Raw genomic sequence first — 16,387 nt, forward strand, 5'->3', positions numbered from 1 at the left:
AAAATTTGCGTCCCGATTCGGGGCGGGTCGATTTTACAATGGTGTCGCTTAACGCAGCCGATGGGCTTGGTCGAGCATTTTACGAAGGTGCTTGGGCTCTTCACGCCTGCCTGGAACAGACCTAAAAGTTGGCGGCCTCCAGTGCACCGTCAGCCGCGACTGACTTGCCGGAATTGTACAAGGATTCGCTGCTTGCGATCAAATGTCTTTGGCCACATTCCACATCGGAGTTTGACCGCCGGGATAGAAGACGGCGTCGAAGTCGTCGGGAGGGGCGTCTTCGAGCAGTCTTGTCGTCGCGAAGATCTCCTGGGCGGCGGGATCCTTCTTGATTCCTGAATGTCAGTCCGAACACGAGCGGCTTGGAACGCCGCAGATAGTGGCGGGACGCCTCCAGCAGGAGAGACTGGGTGGCCCCTATGATCCAGCCAACCCCATGCTTATACGATTCGGTACATTGCAAATCAGGGGCCCGGCGGCGTGCAGGTGGCAGGACATGATGATGGGCGGTGGCTTATGGAGCGCAGCAAAGATCTTCGCCTCGTCTCCCACGTCAACGTGAGGGATATCTCCCAATCGCATATTGAACTGCCGATGCTCCGAGAACTCCAATGGCGATCGGAATATACAAAGTCGCGGGCGCAGCAGTGAATTCAACGGCAATCAACATGGCCGTGAGGGGCATGGCCATGGAGCATGATAGGAAAGCGGCGGCGCCTACGAGCGCGACGGCCCCAAGATCGATATTGGGAAGCCATTGGTTCCAGAAGGCCCCTATCACTATGGCGAGAAGAGCTCCTATCGAGAGCCCAGGGGTTAACAGGCCGCCTCTGGCTCCGGCTCGCAGGACTATCGTGACGCTCAATAATTTGGCGAGAACGAGGGGCGCCGCGAGGCCAAGCGTCAGATTGTCGGTGAACGCGAGCTCTGCAAGTCCCTTGCCGTTGCCAAGCAATTGCGGAAATATCATCGATAGAGCGCCGACAATGACAAATGCGATCAAGGAGCCGGCCACTTGCCGGAGGCCAGTCGCTGCGCGAGCCGAACAGCCGCTAGTCCACCGCCGGAAGAAAACGCCTGCTCCACCGACCAGTGGGCCGACGATAAGGCTGATCAACAACAAGCAGCCATTCGATGTGAAATAAGGTATCGGATATTGCACTTCGTTACCCAGACCCAGCCGGGAAACATATGCCGCAACGAAGCAGCTCAGCAGCGCTGCCACGACGATCTTTAGCTCAACACGTCTGAGAAGCACCTCCATGACGAAGATGATAGCTGCCAGCGGAACGTTATACACCGCGGCCAGACCTGCACCTGAACCACATGCCACCAGAATGCGCAGTTCGTCAGCAGGAGCGCCGAAAAGCGCGCAGACCCTCTGTGCGAAAAGAGCGCCATATTCCCTTGGTGCAACTTCTCTCCCGAGCGGTGACCCCAGTGCTACGGTCACGATCTGGAGAAGGCCATGGACGAGGGTTTCACCGACGGGCATCGGCCGCAGTGCCTTGCCCACGGCTGCGGTCACCGAAACCAAAGGGCGTCCGTATTTGGCAAGGACTGGCCAACCCACCCCCGCAACCAGCCCGCATATGCCGAGCATGGTCAGCCGTCGAAAGGGAGATGCGTTCGACACGCCTTGAAGGAAGCTCTCGGGACTGATGACGGCTTGCAGGCTGTATCCATAGGCGAGATGCTGTATCCAATGCAGGATCAGGGCCAGTGACAGGCCTCCGATCCCGGCAGCGATACCGGTGAGAATTGCGAGCGCGCCCATTCGCAGGGCGGCCTCGGCATCTGGCCTGCCAAAGGAAGGCCATCGCCGTAAATGGTCGCCACCCGTGGCCACATTCTCTCGTGGTGCATGAGACATGACGAGATGCCCGGTCCGTTTCCCAGAATTCCTCTGGCTGGCTTCGTCTTGATGCCGCCGCAAATCTTTCGGTCAGGCATGGAAAAGCGGTCACTTGAAACAAGGCGGGACGAATCATCGCCCTTTCTCAAGTGCTTCGCTCTCGGTTACGTCTACTGGCAGACGCGAACACTCTCGTTGTGCCAGCCGCCGTCGTAGGAATTCGGAACCTGTCGATTTTCGTACCAGCAACGCGGCGCTGGCTGCGGATCAATGTAGCGGGGACCGTTGTTAGCGCCCGCGATCGCGCCACCAAGCAGACCTCCGATCACACCAGCGGCAATTCCTCCCGCTATCGCTGCGCCGTTGCCGTGGTGATGATGCCATTGCGGTTGATCGTCATAGTAGGGCCGGCGCCATTCCTGCGCCGATGCCGGTAAGGCGGAAGCGACGAGGGTGATAACAAGCGCGGCAGCGGCCGCAGCGCGAAAGGTGGGCATCGTGACTACTCCACAGGTTGGCGACACTCGATCGCCAAAGCGGACTAGAAGGGTCTGACTTCATGCGATCGAGTTTTCGATGGAGAGAAGTTACGTCGTACCTATCGCGGGCGCATCTATACCCTCGTGTATAAGTCTTTCCCATAGGTATAGCTCGCATCCGAAGAGGCACCCGGCGGCGACACAGACCACGAGCGCGGGGACGATGGGAGGCAAGGGGATGCTGCCTCACGCGAACGACCTACACGTACGTATGGAACGCTTAAACCTAGTCGTAATTTGCAACGAAAGCGGATTGAGCGAAGGTTTGGGCAGTTAGGCCCCATACGCCCTCAAAAACGAGCTTCCAATGGTCATCCAGCACTCCTCGTACGTTATCAACGACGGAACAGTCCCGAGAACCGGCGTGAGAAAATTCTTGCGCGCTGCAAATTCGAACGAGAGGCGCGTGCATCTAGACTATCCGGTCCAGGCCGCAACTACTCCTTCGTCATGCCTCACTAGCGATCTTTGTATTCCGGTAGCCGTCATGGCGGTCTCCTTTACTTCGATTACGCTCGTTCTTCTCGCGCTAGCGCCCGTTGCAACGAGGGCAATCGAATATATGGTTTCCAGCGGATTTGGAGGCTGACGGAGTTCTGTAGGCACGGCAGCCGCGATTTTTAGAGGCGTCAATCGCCGATTCGTGGCTGGCTACACCTTGCTCGAGCACTTGTCGTCGCAAGGCGGTCAATTTGCGCTCTATCGCCTTGGTGAAGTTTGATTTCAGCGACATGCAGATCCTCAAGACCGATCTTGCACTTCAGCGAGAGTCACGGGGTCAACGTGGACGGGGCGCATAAGCGTATCGCCCGCCCTTTTCCAATGCCCTGCGATAGGCGGGGCGATCATGGATCCGTTTCAGCCAGTCCGCGGTCGCAGGGCGAGGCGTCACTTCGCCTGCTCTCTTCGCTGCTGTCTCCAGCGGAAAACTCATCATGATATCTGCCGCAGTCAACGTATCGCCGGCAAACCACTGGCGCGAGGAGAGTTCGCTTTCGACGTAATCGAGGTGAACGTCGAGCATCGGCCGGATCCTCTTCGCTCCCAGTCTGCCGAGGAGCGGAACCTTCGAAAGGACGAGGAGAGCGAGCAAGACTGGCATGACCGATCCCTCGGCGTAATGCAGGAACTGTCTGTATCGGTAGACCTCCTCCGGATCTGCCGAAGGGCCGAGACGTCCAGCAGACCTGTCTACCAGATATTGGCAAATTGCTCCGGTCTCGACCAGGATCGTTCGATTTTCGTCGTCGCCGATATCCTCGACGATGGGCGACTTGCCGAGAGGATGGATACGTTTCAGCGCATCCGGAGCCGTCATGTCGGGATTCCGTTTATAGAAACGGATCTGGTAATCGAGGCCGAGCTCCTCCAGCATCCAGAGAACGCGTTGCGATCGGCTGTTGTTTAGGTGATGGACGACGAGCACGGCTGTCTCCGCTGCGATATATCGAGGGCGCCTCAATTAACCTTCGACCGCTCCCGCGGTTCCAGAGCCGCGGGCGACTAACCGAAAACACGCTCGGTGAAGCCTCTAGGACGCGGCACTTCGCGACGGTAATGCCGCCCCCTTGCTCCGCCACGCGATCCATGCCTCTATTCAACCTTAGAGGGGTGAGCTTCAACGTCATGGCATCACGCACGAAGATAGCCGCTTCGCGGCAGCGCGGAGCTGGGGTCGACCTCCATCCCCAAGGGACAACCGAAGACTTGAGGATGGGTGTTTTGCGCAAGAATTCAACTCGGGTTGGCCCCGGCTATCCGCAGGTCGTTGTGCTCGTCGGCGCAACGGGCGATCTCTCAAGGCGCAAGCTGTTGACCGGGCTGTTCCACCTCACCAATGCGGGCTTCATTCCAGGGTGCCGTATTATCGGCGTCTCGCTCGACGATATCGATGCAGATGCCTTCCGGACCATCGCCCGTGACTCGCTGGACAAGTTCTTGACCCGCAAGTTCTCGCAGTCCGAATGGGAAGCGTTTGCCGCATCGCTCGACTACGTCCCCCTCGCTGCCGGCGCCAATGCTCTCAAGGCAGCGGTCGACAGGGCCGAGGAAGCACTGGGCGCCGAGACACGGCGCGTGCATTATTTATCCGTGCCACCAAGCGCCGCCCTTCCGGCCGTGCAACTCCTCGCCCAGGCTGGGCTGACCGAACGCTCCCGTATCATCATGGAAAAACCCTTCGGCACGGACCTTGCCAGTGCCGTTGAACTGAACAAGAAGCTGCACGAAGTGTTCGACGAGAAGCAGATATTCCGCATCGACCATTTCCTCGGCAAGGAGCCGGCGCAAAACATCCTGGCCTTCCGATTTGCTAATGGCCTGTTCGAACCAATCTGGAACCGCAACTTCATCGACCACGTGCAGATCGACGTTCCGGAGACGCTCGGCCTTTCCACCCGCGCCGCCTTTTACGAGACCACCGGCGCCTATCGTGACATGGTTGTGACCCACCTCTTCCAAATCCTCGCCTTCATGGCGATGGAGCCGCCCACTGCCCTTGAGCCTGCACCAATCTCGGAAGAGAAGAACAAGGTGTTCCGCTCCATGTTGCCGATCGAGCCGCGCGACGTGGTGCGCGGTCAATACATTGGCTATCGCAAGGAGCCTGGCGTCGATTCCGAAAGCGACACTGACACGTTCATCGCGCTGAAATGCGCCATCGACAACTGGCGCTGGGCTGGCGTGCCCTTCTATCTGCGTACCGGCAAGCGCATGGCCGAGGGGCAGCGCATTATTTCGATCGCATTCCGCGAGCCCCCGAAATCGATGTTCCCTGCGGGCTCTGGCGTGGGGGCACAGGGCCCCGACCACCTTACCTTCGACCTTGCTGATGCCTCCAAGGTCTCGCTTTCCTTCTACGGCAAACGCCCTGGACCAGGCTTCCGGCTCGACAAGCTCTCGCTGCAATTCGCCATGAGCGAAACCGGCCTGATTGGCGAAGTTCTGGAGGCCTATGAACGTCTGATCCTCGACGCCATGCGCGGTGACCACACGCTGTTCACGACGGCCGAGGGCATTGAGCGGCTCTGGGAGGTTTCCCAACCTCTCCTCGACAACCCGCCGCCCGTACGCCTCTACGACCAGGGCGGCTGGGGGCCGAAGTCGATCCACCAACTCATTGCCCCGCACGCTTGGCGCCTACCGTTCGAGCGCGCCTGGAGGGATGCGGCAAAGCGTGATTGACGGTCAGTTGTCGGATCGACGCCGGCGACCAGAATGGCGACCGATTGCGAAAAATCCCAATACAATGACGTTGCCAGAGACATGCAGGAAACCGAGCTTCGACCGCGAATACTCCAGAGTGGCATCGGTGCATGGATCTGCGTTTGTGCGGAATTCGGTCTTTGGCATCTTTTATTTGGTCGCCGCGGTCGGCGCCTTGCCGCGAATGGATTCAGGCGCCCGCAGGCATGCATTCGGTTCGGTATTGCGACGCCGATTACAGCCTTTGTTTGCTGAGCGGCGAACGAGCTACGCAGTCAGGACTTAGCGATTGGGATAGCGGTCAGGAAGAAGACCGTGCAAGCGGCCACTCCCGCCATTAAGCGGAATGTCCTTGAACAACCGCGATATCAGGCGCGGTCGAAGTCCTTGCCTCTCATCGATGAGGAGGAATGACATCCTCTTGATTTCGATCGTCATCACGCCTGCATTGTCATGGCGACGATAATTCCGCGAATCGATCGCATGGAATCCGTTTTCCATCGCCCAGGCGGCTATCATATCCGCGTTCATCAAGATCCTGCTCCAGGAGGTGCGGACGTGGCTTCTCCAGCTGTCCCGACCGTGCAAATCGCTTTTGCAGTCCTACTGATATCGCAACCGAAACGCTCTAAGCCAGTCAAATGCGTCCAAGATTTCAGTTGCCCCATAGGTGTTGCCAGAAAGACTCGCAGCAACCGGCACGACTCAGCCGTAAGCCCTGCCGTTTGGTGCTCTGGGATAGGAACTGGCGACACCGCCCGTAGGACCCTCAGCTCGAAGGCAATAAGGCAAAAACGGACTTACGGCGCATTTCGGTAGGGCGACCGCCTCACGCAGTCATTTCCAGTTGGCGAGGTACTGGACGTCATGGCGATACTGAGATTGTTCGAATTCCGCCTCGCCTAGCCTTTGATAGCCCCCGCCGTCATCGAGCCCGAAATTTGCCGATACATCAGCAAGCCGAGGAGGACAGGCGGCAGAGCGCCGAGGATCATGACCGCCGACGCGGTCCCCCATTGGACGCCGCCGCCGCTCGCGGCAAAGAAGAACGATGCACCGACAGTCATCGGCACTGCCTTGTTCGTCGTCAGCATCAGCCCGAAGAGGAACTCGTTCCAGGCGGTGATAAAGCCGAAGATGAAGGTCGTCACCATTGCGGGCCGCACCACCGGCCGGATGATGCTGACCATGATCTGCCACGAACTCGCCCCGTCCACCCTCGCCGCCTCGTCCAGTTCCAGCGGAACGTCGGAAATCGCATTGACGAGGATGACGAGCGCCAGCGGCGTGTTGACGATCGTCAGGATCAGGCCGAGGCCAAGCTGAGTGTCGAGCAGTCCCAGAAACTGGTACATCATGTAGAGCGGGATCGCGAAAATGATGAGCGGCACGGCGCGCAGATTGATGACAACAGGCAGCAGCGTGTGTTTGCCTACCTCGCTCCTTGCGATCGCATAGGCAGCGGGAAAAGCAAGCAGGATTGCAAGCCCGGTGCCGATCAATGAGGCAACGGTACTGTTCCAAAGATAGGAATAGATGTTGAAGCGATCGGTCTGCGTCAAAACACGCAGGTAATTTTCGAACGTCGGCTGATTGATCCACAAACCGGGATTGATCGAAAGCTCACGCGCGCTTTTGAACGACGTGACCAGCGTGACGATGACCGGAAAATTCATTGCGAGAGCGGCAACGGCAAAGACGATCCAGCGCAGTGCGTTTATCATGGCTCACGCCTCCTGCGGCCAGCCAGCCAGTTGAGGCCGTAGAGCACGATCAGCGACGTCAGGAAGAGGACGACGGAAGCCGCAACAGCCTTGCCGATCGCGCCCTCCTTGAAAAACGCCTGGTAGATATAGATCGACAATGATGTCGTCGAGCCGCCTGCGCCGCTGCCCGTCAGGGCGTAGACATTGTCGAACACGCGAAAGCCGTCGATGAAACGGATGAAAAAGGCGATCACCAGTGTCGGCAGCATCAACGGCAGCTCGACAAACCAGAGGGTTTTAATGGCCGAGGCCCCATCGAGCGCGGCTGCCTCACGCACGTCGATCGGCACTGCGACATAGGCCATGTAGAAGAGCAGGAAGGCGAATGGCGTCCATTGCAGGGTTTCGACCACGATCAGGGTCCACAATGCGTGTGAAACGTCGAGAAAGGCCGGGCTGTCGCCAAACCACATGAAGAGATAATAGGGCACAGGCCCGGCAAATTCGTGAAGCACCAGCCGGTACATCAGGCCGATCATGGCGGGCGCCACCATCAGCGGCAGCATGAGCGGCGCCATCAGTGCCGATCGCTTCGATAAAAGCGGCGCCAGAAAGATCGCCAGGAACAGCCCGAGCAGGCATTCGATCATCGCCGTCAGAATGCCGAAGCGCAGGGAAAAAGACGTGGCGCGCCAGAAATCGCGATCGGCGAGCACGGAAACATAGTTGCCGAAGCCGCTCAGCGTCGGACTTCGCAGGGTCTGGAAGTCGACGGTCGAGACTGAATAGATGAGGTTGATGACAGCAGGAAAACCGAGAAACAGCAGCAGGAACCCCACGAGCGGCGTGAGATAGGCTCTTGCCTCAGCACGTTTTATGATCGCCATTTCAATCCGCCGGATGGGCCGGACGCCTTGCAGGAGGCAAGGCGTCCGGCTGACATCACTTCTTTAAGAGGTCCTGCATTCCGGCCTTGGTGTGAGCCAGGGTATCGTCGAGGTTCTGCTGGCCCGACCAGTAGCCGGTGAATTCCTTGGCCTGCAGCTCGTAGACCGAGAGGGCGTTGGCCGAGGTGGCGCCGTTCATAACGTAGCCGTATTTGCTGGCAAATTCGCCGAGCTTGACAAGATCCGGACGTTCCTTGGCGACTTTCGCCACAACGTCAGGCGTAAGGGCTGGCGAACCGCCCTTTCGGGCATAGAGCAAGGCGGCATCCTCGCTCGCCAGCCATTTCAGGAATTTGACGGCGCCGTCCTTGTTCTTGGCGTTCTTGTTGAGGCCGAGGCCAAGGCCGTGAATATGGTCGGCCCGGCTATCCGGCCCGGCCGGCGGCGCCACGATACCGGTGACCTCGGCAACGGCAGGGGTTTTCTCGGCACTGGTGAGATCCGCGGCAGCCGCATTCCACTGAAGGGCCGTTGCCGCCTGACCGGAACCGAACGCGGCATTGGTCTCGGCATATTCGTAGCTCAGCGAATCCTTGGGCGAAGCGCCAGCGTCGTAAAGCTTCTTATAGAGTTCGAGGCCAGTCTTGTAGGCATTGGAATCGACGGTGATATTGCCTTCTTCATCGGTCCAGTTTCCACCGTAGGAGCGTGGCAAAGACTGAAACACCATCATGTTGAAAAGCAGGTTCTTCATCTGCAGGACCGTGCCATAACGCACGGGGCTTTCGGGATTGACCTGCTTGGAGAAGTAGAGAGCCGTCGCCGCCCAATCGTCCCAGGTCCAGTTGTCCGGATCCTTCGGCTGCAATTCCTTGCCGAGATACTGCTTGGCGATTTCGGCATATTTCTTCTTGGCCGCATCGTCCTTCATCAGCGCATCGATCAGATCCTTGCGGTAATACATGAAATGCAGCGACAGGTCCGTCGGCACGCCGTACTGCTTGCCATCGAACTGCATGGTCTTCAGCACGGATTCGCCAAACGTCTTGGCAGCGCCATCGCCGAGATCGACGGGTTCCATATACGGCGCGTAACGGCCGATCGAGTAAGTGGCGACGAGATTGATATCAAAGGCGGTCGAGCCCGCTGCCATGTCGGCCTGCAGCTTGTCGAAGAAGCCCTCCCGGTTGAAGAACAAAAGCTCGACCTTGTCGGCATCGCTGATGCCGGCTGTCTTGTTGTATTCTTCGACGGTTGCTCGCAGCGCCGTTTCTTCCGAACCGCCCGGCCAGCCGAGAACGGTGACTGTCGCATTGGACGTACCAGGCAGAGCAACGCTTGCGAGAAGTACGGCAAGCGCGGATAGGGTCGTTCTGTTCAATGTCATCGTAGTTCCCTCTTTTTTGGTTAGGTTAGGATCGATGTCTTCCGGAATTCATCAGTCACCCTGAACTGCAAGGCTCGCCACGCCGATGATACCCGCACGGCTGCCGAGCTTGGCGGCCACCAGAACAGGCGTCAGCCTGGGATCGACACCCGCAAAACAATCGCGCATGCGGTCGAGATAACCGGATGCAAGGCCGATGCCGCCACCGATGACGATATGCCTCGGATCGAGCATCATCTTGATGTCGCGGCAGAGCGTTGCCGCACGAAATGCCGATTGCGAGACGATCTCGCCAGCCCAGGTCTCGCCGCGGTCGGCCTGCTCGAACACTTCGGCTGCGGTACCCGGATGCCCGGCCTTTTGGGCCTCCGCCGCGATCCAGCGGCCGGACGTCTGATCTTCAAGCGGCGACTGCCCGGCGGACGGACCACGGATCAGTCCGAAATGGCCGGCAAGCCCGGTCAGCGCACGACCATTGACGATAATGCCGCCGCCGATGCCGGTCGAGATAGTCAGGAACACCAGATCGCCACCACTACCGGCGCCAAACCGATATTCTCCCCAAGCGGCCGCCTGCGCATCGTTGATCGCAAAAACCGGTTTGCCGAAAACGGCGCTCGCCTTGTCAACCAACGGATAGCGGTCGGGGATCCCGAGCGTTGCCGGGTTGAGGGCCGACCAGCATCCATCCTGAATGAAGCCGGTGACGGCAATGCCGACGTGGGAATAGCGATCCGCCCACGATCGAGTAGAGCTGGCAATCGTAGCAAGCCACGCATCCGGACCTGCTTCCCGTGCCGTCGGCACCGTCATTTCATCCAGCACGTCGCTGCCTCTGACCAGCGCGGCCATCGTCTTCGTGCCGCCAATATCGATGGCAAGCGCCGTCTGCAGGCTTTCGGCATCATAGGCCGCGGCAACGGCATCGCGAAACCACGAGGTCACATGCTCGGTGCGGGTGATCGCCGAGCCCACCACGACGGCGAATGCTCCGGCGTCGGCGGCACTTGCCGCCTGCTCGGGCGTGCGAATGCGACCCTCGGCAATGACATAGGGTGTGAGCGCTCGCATCGCTCTGATCAGGTCGATATCCGGATCGACGGGCTCAGGCCCGCCGACATAGCCGGAAAGCGTTGTGCCAACGAAATCGACCCCGGCTGCCAAAGCGGTGCGCGCGTCTTCGAGGTTCGAGCAGTCTGCCATTGTCAGCTTGCCGCGAGCCCTGACAGCCTTGACCAGCGCTTCGATGGATGCCGGCCGAACGCGATCCGTCGCATCGAAGGCGATGATGTCGGCGCCGGCATCCGCCAGCGCTTCGGCATCGGCAACGAAGGGCGTGATCCGCACCGGACTGTCATCGAGATCGCGCTTGACGATGCCGATGATCGGTACGGTCACGGCAGGGCGTACCGCTGTCACGTAGCTGACGGATTCGATCCGCAATGCCTTCGCACCGGCATCGACGGCGGCTTTCGCAAATCCAATGACGAATTCAGCCGTGTCCGTCGGCCCGCCGGGAACCGGCTGGCAGGAAACGATAAGGCTTTTCTTGATGTCGTCGCGCTGCAATCGTGACACTCCATTTCAGCATCACGATAATTGGAAAGTACCAGATTACAACCAGTTTATGACTGGTATCATCGCGTTAGCTCGAACACGAAGTCATAGACATCGCCCTTGTAGCGGCTCTCGCAATATTCGACGATCTGGCCGTCACCAAGAAAACAGCGGCGCTCCGTCATCAGCAGCGGCGCTCCAGCTTCGCAATGGAGATATTGCGCATCCTCAGCTGAGGCCGCCCGCGAACGCATACGCTGGACGGCACGCTGAGGAAGAAACCCGCGTGCTTGCAGCGCTTCGTAAAGGGAATCGCCGACCAGGCTTGCCGACGGAATGAAGCGAACGGGGACCGTTGACGTCTCCACGGCAATGGGCACGCCATCGGCTGTGCGGATGCGCTTCATGCGCAGGATATGGCTGTTTCCGGCCACTCCGAGCGCCATCATTTCCGTGGGGGACGGTCGGCTTATCTGCTTGGAAAGCCATATACATCCGGGAGTAAGCCCGCGCGCAAGGATATCCTCCGAGAAGCTCGTGAGTGTGGAAAGAGACTTTTCGACCCGTGATCCGACCTCGGTCTTGAAACCGTGGCGGCGATTGAGAAAGCCCTCCTCCTCAAGCAGCGCCAGCGCCTTGCGTATCGTCACGCGCGAAAGCGACAGGGCTTCCGCAAGCACCCGCTCTCCGGGCAGAACGGCGCCTGCCTTGACCGCATTCGAAAGGATCGCAGTTTCGATCGCGGACTTTAGCCGCTTGTAGAGCGGCAGACCCGATGCCGAGGCCTGTAACTCCTTGCCGATCACGTCGATCAGTTCATCCGTCGCCATAGTGTTCCCGATGCTCTCAAAATTTTTCTGCGAACCCCCTCTGGATCTATACTGGTATTAAGATGACGGGGCAATCGCCTTGGTCGCAACCTGTTTTCCACAGACAGTTCCAAACCTGCCCATTTGACAGATATCCTACAAGTGGATATGTAGCTCGCATCTTATCGACGAGGCGAAGAGAAGATCAGGCATGGCGTTGAAATCGATGAAGCCGTTGACACGCGCACCGCTGCTGCATGTATCCGTGCAGGAAAGCCTGCGCGCCTACGTCCATGATAACGGCCTGGCGCCGGGAACGATGTTGCCTGCCGAGGGAGAGCTCGCCGCCCAGCTCGGCGTCAGCCGCAATTCGCTGCGCGAAGGCATCAAGGCGCTGGAATCGCTCGGAGTTCTGGAGACGCGGCGCGGCGTCGGCATCTTCGTGAAGGCCTTTTCCTTCGAGCCGCTTTTAGACAACCTTGCCTATGGCCTCGGCGGGGCGTTGCGACAGATCGAAGAAGTGATCGAAATTCGCCGCACGCTTGAGGTGGGTTTGATCGGCAAGACGATCGAGATGATCGGCGCGGAGGATCTCGCCGAGCTGCGTGCGACCGTCAACCGGATGCGTGTCCATGCCGAACGCGGCGAAACCTTCGCCGAGGATGACCAGCTTTTCCACCGGCTGCTGTTTCGCTGCCAAGACAATGAGACGCTCGTCCGACTGATCGATGTCTTCTGGCTCGCCTTCTACAAGGCATCGGATTTCGTCAACCTCGAGAATATCGATCCCATGGCGACCTGGCGGGATCACGCCGCAATTGTCGATGCGATCGAGGCGAAGGATCTGGAGGAAGCGCGCAAGCGCATGGATCGCCACTACGAGGGCATTGCCCAAGTAATTGCCAACAACAAGACAAGTTCAAACGTGGGAGGAACACATGAAAAGACTGTCTAGATTATCCGTAGCCGCGCTCGGCGCCATGCTGTCGACGGTTGCCGTTCCGGCACTTGTCGCTTCGACCATCGCAACAAAGGCTGAGGCCGCCACGCTATCTGGCGGTTTCGATGTCGGTCCAGGCGGTTTCCAGGGTAATTTCAATCCGCTTGCCGCGACCTCCGGTTTCACCTGGCTCAGCGTTTATTACGAACCGCTCATTACCTATGACGAGAAATTGCAGAAGGTCGTCGGCGCACTGGCCAGCTCCTATGAGGTCAGCCCGGACCAGTTGACCTACACATTCAAGCTGGCGGATGCCAAATGGCACGACGGCAAGCCGTTTACCGCCAAGGACGCAAAGTTCACCATGGGCCTTGCGATGGATGCGAAAACCGGTTCGGTGCTCGCAGCACGCCTGAAGGCCGTCTCGTCTGTCGAGGCGCCGGATGACCACACCGTCGTCATCAAGCTCAGCGCACCGAGCGGCAGTCTGCTCGATACGATGACCAAGGTGATGATGCTGCCGGAGCATGCGCTCTCCTCGATACCGGCCGACCAACTGGCGAAGAGCACATGGTGGTCCACCACTCCGATCGGCACCGGTCCGTTCAAGTTTACCAAATACGTCTCGGATCAATATGTCGAACTTGCCGCCAACACCGACTATCGCGGTGGCAAGCCTGCACTGGAGCGCGTCATCAATCGCTATTTCGCCAATCCGGCAGCCGCTATTGCGGCGCTGAGATCCGGCGAGATCCAGTTCACCTATGTCGATTCCAACGACGTCCCGACCTTCAAGGACAGCAAGGACTTCAAGGTCATCGAAGGTGACTCCTTCGTGGTCAACTATCTCGGCTTCAATCACGATTCGCCGATCTGGAAGGATGTGCGGGTCCGCAAGGCGGTGATGTATGCGATCAATCGCGATGCCATCATCAAGAGCCTCTATGGCGGCGCGGCCAAACCCGCCAACTGCGCCTACGTTGCCGAGCAACTGATACCGCAGGGCATCGACAACTATGCCTATGATCCGGAGAAGGCCAAGCAACTGTTGACGGAAGCAGGCTGGGATCAGATCAACGGCGGCAAACCAATCACGCTTCTGACCTATTATACCACGCCTTTGGCGACCAATGTCCTTGCCGCAGTCCAGGCCATGCTTGCCCAGGTCGGCATCAATATCGTTCCGCGTGCCGTCGATACGCCGACCTATAACAGCATCGTGCTGAACGCGAAGCCGGATATCGCCCAATTCCAGATGGTCTATGCCGGGCTTCAGAACGGACCGGATGCCGGAAGCATCAATGTCGGCCTCAACGAGAAGCAGATTCCGCCGGCCGGACCGAACGTCGCCAGAGTTCGCATGCCTGACCTTTCGAAGGCACTCGATACGGCGCTTGGCGAGCCGGACATCGCCAAGCGGGATGCGGCCTATCAGGACGTCTGCAAGGTGATGAATACCAACCTCCCCTGGGCGACGCTCTGGGTCGCCAATCGCTACGGCGTCGTCTCGGCCAAGGTGAAGGATTTCGTCTGGACGCCTGCGCCGGGCGGCGGGCCTTATCAGGCCGACCCGCAGAAATGGTCGGTCGCCGAATAGGCGTTTCCGCAAAGCTAAAGGGTGGCTTCGGCCACCCTGACGGACGGATTTACGATGCTCCGATACAGTCTCAGACGCCTGATGATAGGAATAGGCATGCTCATTGCGTTGAGCATGCTGATTTTCCTGATGCTGCGCCTGGCGCCAGGCGATCCGATCGATGCCTATATCGATCCGAACATACCGATGTCGCCGGCCGATCTCGCCGATCTGCGCAGCCGCCTCGGCCTCGATCAGCCGCTTCCCCTCCAGTATCTTGGCTGGCTGCAGCAGGCGTTGACGGGCAATCTTGGCTATTCGATCAAGCGTCTCGACCAGCCGGTTCTCGGCCTGGTTCTGTCGCGGATCGGTCCGACAGTGCTGTTGATGGGCACTGCACTTGTCTTTGCCGTCATTGCCGGCATCGCCTTTGGGGTGATCAGCGCGGTCCGCCGTAATTCCATCGCCGATCTCTCCCTGTCTGTCGTTGCGCTCGCCGGCATTTCGAGCCCGGCATTTCTCAGCGCGCTGATCGGCCTCTATGTTTTCTCGGTCCGGCTGCACTGGATGCCCTCAGGAGGCATGCTGACCCCTGGCGAGGAATTCTCGGTTGGCGATCTCCTGCATCACCTGATCCTGCCGGCCGCCCTTCTGTCTGTCGCACAGGGCGCATTGATCATGCGCTACATGCGCGCTTCGCTGCTCGAAGTCCTGAACCAGGATTATGTCCGCACAGCGCGCGCCAAGGGCGTCCACAAGTTCTGGGTGATCGCCAAGCATGCCCTGCGCAATGCACTCCTTCCGATCGTGACGCTGATCGGTTCGACCATCGGCCTTGCGATCGGCGGCGCCATTTTCATCGAGAGTGTCTTCAATTGGCCGGGCATGGGGCTTCTGCTGGTCGATGCCGTGCAGACCCGTGATTACCCGGTCATCATGGGGGCAACGCTCATCATCGGCGCTTGCGTCATCGTCGTCAATCTTCTGACCGACATCACGTATGCGGTTGTCGATCCGCGCATCAAGGTGGGCTGACATGCTGGCACGCTCTCCGCAATCCCGCAGCCCGGGGCCACTTGCCCGCGCCTTCGAACGCTTTCTGCACAATCGCGCCGCCGTTGCCGGCATCTGCATCGCAGTTCCCATGCTGGCGCTGATCCTCTCCTACGCGCTGTGGTGGACTTTCCAGCCAAATGACATCGATCTCCTGGCGATGAACAGCGGTCCGACGATGACGCACTGGTTCGGAACCGACGGTGTCGGCCGCGATGTCTTTGCGCGAGTGCTGGAAGGCGGCAGGATTTCGCTGCTGGTTGCCGTCGCATCGACGGCTCTTTCCGCGGTTATCGGCTTTCTTTTCGGAGCCATCTCCGCGCTTGCCGGACGCTGGGCCGATGCAGCCTCCATGCGCTTCGTCGATCTGGTGATGACCCTGCCGCCCGTCATCTTCCTGCTGGTGCTTGCCTCGATTGCGGGCACCGGCATCTGGCCGACGGTCGTCGTCATCTCGCTTCTCTCATGGCCCTTGCTTGCGCGCATGATCCGCTCCCGACTGCTGGAATTGCGCGAGCGCGACTTCGTCATGGCCGCGCGCGGTATGGGTGCCGGCATCGGCCACCTGCTCTTCCGACATGGCCTGCCGAATTCGATCGATATCCTTGTGGTCTATGCGACGCTGCAGATTGCCAATGCCATCCTGCTCGAGGCGGGCCTCTCCTTCCTCGGTCTCGGTATCGCACCGCCGGCGGCAAGCTGGGGCAACATGCTGAATGCGGCCCGCTCGACGGCCGTGCTCGAACAATATCCGTGGCAATGGCTCTTCCCCGGTGCCGCGTTGATCCTTGCCGTGCTTGCAATCAACTTCATTGGCGATGGCCTCAGAGATGCCTTCGACCCTCGTGCCGAACTGAACTGACAATCGAAAGAA

At 59.3% G+C, this 16,387-nt stretch carries 14 protein-coding genes; 5 read left to right on the forward strand and 9 right to left on the reverse strand.

What is annotated here, in order from left to right:
- Positions 1-553: 553 nt before the first annotated feature.
- From FHT93_RS18505 to FHT93_RS18515, 3 genes are all read right to left on the reverse strand, one after another.
- Positions 554-1,777, reverse strand: a complete 1,224-nt coding sequence (locus FHT93_RS18505; protein ID WP_210299326.1) for a chloride channel protein — start codon at positions 1,775-1,777, stop codon at positions 554-556.
- Positions 1,778-2,025: 248 nt separating this feature from the next.
- Entirely contained in the window at positions 2,026-2,352 is a 327-nt protein-coding gene (locus FHT93_RS18510; protein ID WP_113015123.1) for a hypothetical protein, read from the reverse strand.
- Between the two features lie 820 nt (positions 2,353-3,172).
- A complete protein-coding gene (locus FHT93_RS18515) occupies positions 3,173-3,820 on the reverse strand; it encodes a glutathione S-transferase (RefSeq protein ID WP_113015122.1) in 648 nt (215 codons plus the stop codon).
- 287 nt (positions 3,821-4,107) lie between these two features.
- Between FHT93_RS18515 and zwf the strand changes: the two genes are divergently transcribed.
- Positions 4,108-5,577 (forward strand): glucose-6-phosphate dehydrogenase, encoded by a 1,470-nt coding sequence (zwf, locus tag FHT93_RS18520; RefSeq protein ID WP_112542621.1) that lies wholly within the window; start codon positions 4,108-4,110, stop codon positions 5,575-5,577.
- Between the two features lie 303 nt (positions 5,578-5,880).
- Here the strand turns inward: zwf and FHT93_RS35550 are convergent, their stop codons facing one another.
- The 6 genes from FHT93_RS35550 to FHT93_RS18545 all read right to left on the reverse strand — a co-directional run bounded on the left by FHT93_RS35550 (position 5,881) and on the right by FHT93_RS18545 (position 11,965).
- Complete coding sequence (locus tag FHT93_RS35550) at positions 5,881-6,129, reverse strand: hypothetical protein (protein WP_112970498.1); 249 nt, start codon at positions 6,127-6,129, stop codon at positions 5,881-5,883.
- A 371-nt stretch (positions 6,130-6,500) separates the two neighbouring features.
- Complete coding sequence (locus FHT93_RS18525; protein ID WP_113144550.1) at positions 6,501-7,322, reverse strand: carbohydrate ABC transporter permease; 822 nt, start codon at positions 7,320-7,322, stop codon at positions 6,501-6,503.
- Complete coding sequence (locus FHT93_RS18530) at positions 7,319-8,191, reverse strand: sugar ABC transporter permease (protein ID WP_113015121.1); 873 nt, start codon at positions 8,189-8,191, stop codon at positions 7,319-7,321. The genes FHT93_RS18525 and FHT93_RS18530 overlap by 4 nt, the downstream gene beginning before the upstream one ends.
- Positions 8,192-8,246: 55 nt before the next feature.
- Positions 8,247-9,578: an extracellular solute-binding protein gene (locus FHT93_RS18535; protein ID WP_113015120.1), complete on the reverse strand. Its 1,332-nt coding sequence runs from the start codon at positions 9,576-9,578 to the stop codon at positions 8,247-8,249.
- Between the two features lie 51 nt (positions 9,579-9,629).
- Positions 9,630-11,147: a putative N-acetylmannosamine-6-phosphate 2-epimerase gene (locus tag FHT93_RS18540; protein ID WP_113015119.1), complete on the reverse strand. Its 1,518-nt coding sequence runs from the start codon at positions 11,145-11,147 to the stop codon at positions 9,630-9,632.
- Positions 11,148-11,215: 68 nt separating this feature from the next.
- On the reverse strand, positions 11,216-11,965 hold the full coding sequence (locus tag FHT93_RS18545; protein ID WP_112542628.1) for a GntR family transcriptional regulator: 750 nt from the start codon (positions 11,963-11,965) through the stop codon (positions 11,216-11,218).
- Between the two features lie 190 nt (positions 11,966-12,155).
- Between FHT93_RS18545 and FHT93_RS18550 the strand changes: the two genes are divergently transcribed.
- Genes FHT93_RS18550 through FHT93_RS18565 form a run of 4 tightly spaced genes read left to right on the forward strand, consistent with a single transcriptional unit; the run spans position 12,156 to position 16,375 of the window.
- Positions 12,156-12,899 carry a FadR/GntR family transcriptional regulator gene (locus tag FHT93_RS18550; protein WP_112542629.1) on the forward strand — a complete coding sequence of 248 codons (744 nt, stop codon included), beginning with the start codon at positions 12,156-12,158 and terminating at the stop codon, positions 12,897-12,899.
- Positions 12,883-14,481, forward strand: coding sequence for an ABC transporter substrate-binding protein (locus FHT93_RS18555; RefSeq protein WP_113015118.1), 1,599 nt, complete (start codon positions 12,883-12,885; stop codon positions 14,479-14,481). Before FHT93_RS18550 ends, FHT93_RS18555 begins: the two co-directional genes overlap by 17 nt.
- A gap of 54 nt (positions 14,482-14,535) precedes the next feature.
- On the forward strand, positions 14,536-15,495 hold the full coding sequence (locus FHT93_RS18560; RefSeq protein WP_113015176.1) for an ABC transporter permease: 960 nt from the start codon (positions 14,536-14,538) through the stop codon (positions 15,493-15,495).
- A gap of 1 nt (position 15,496) precedes the next feature.
- Positions 15,497-16,375 carry an ABC transporter permease gene (locus FHT93_RS18565; RefSeq protein WP_183848820.1) on the forward strand — a complete coding sequence of 293 codons (879 nt, stop codon included), beginning with the start codon at positions 15,497-15,499 and terminating at the stop codon, positions 16,373-16,375.
- Positions 16,376-16,387: the final 12 nt, after the last annotated feature.

Source organism: Rhizobium sp. BK379, from assembly GCF_014193955.1.
Classification (GTDB): domain Bacteria; phylum Pseudomonadota; class Alphaproteobacteria; order Rhizobiales; family Rhizobiaceae; genus Rhizobium.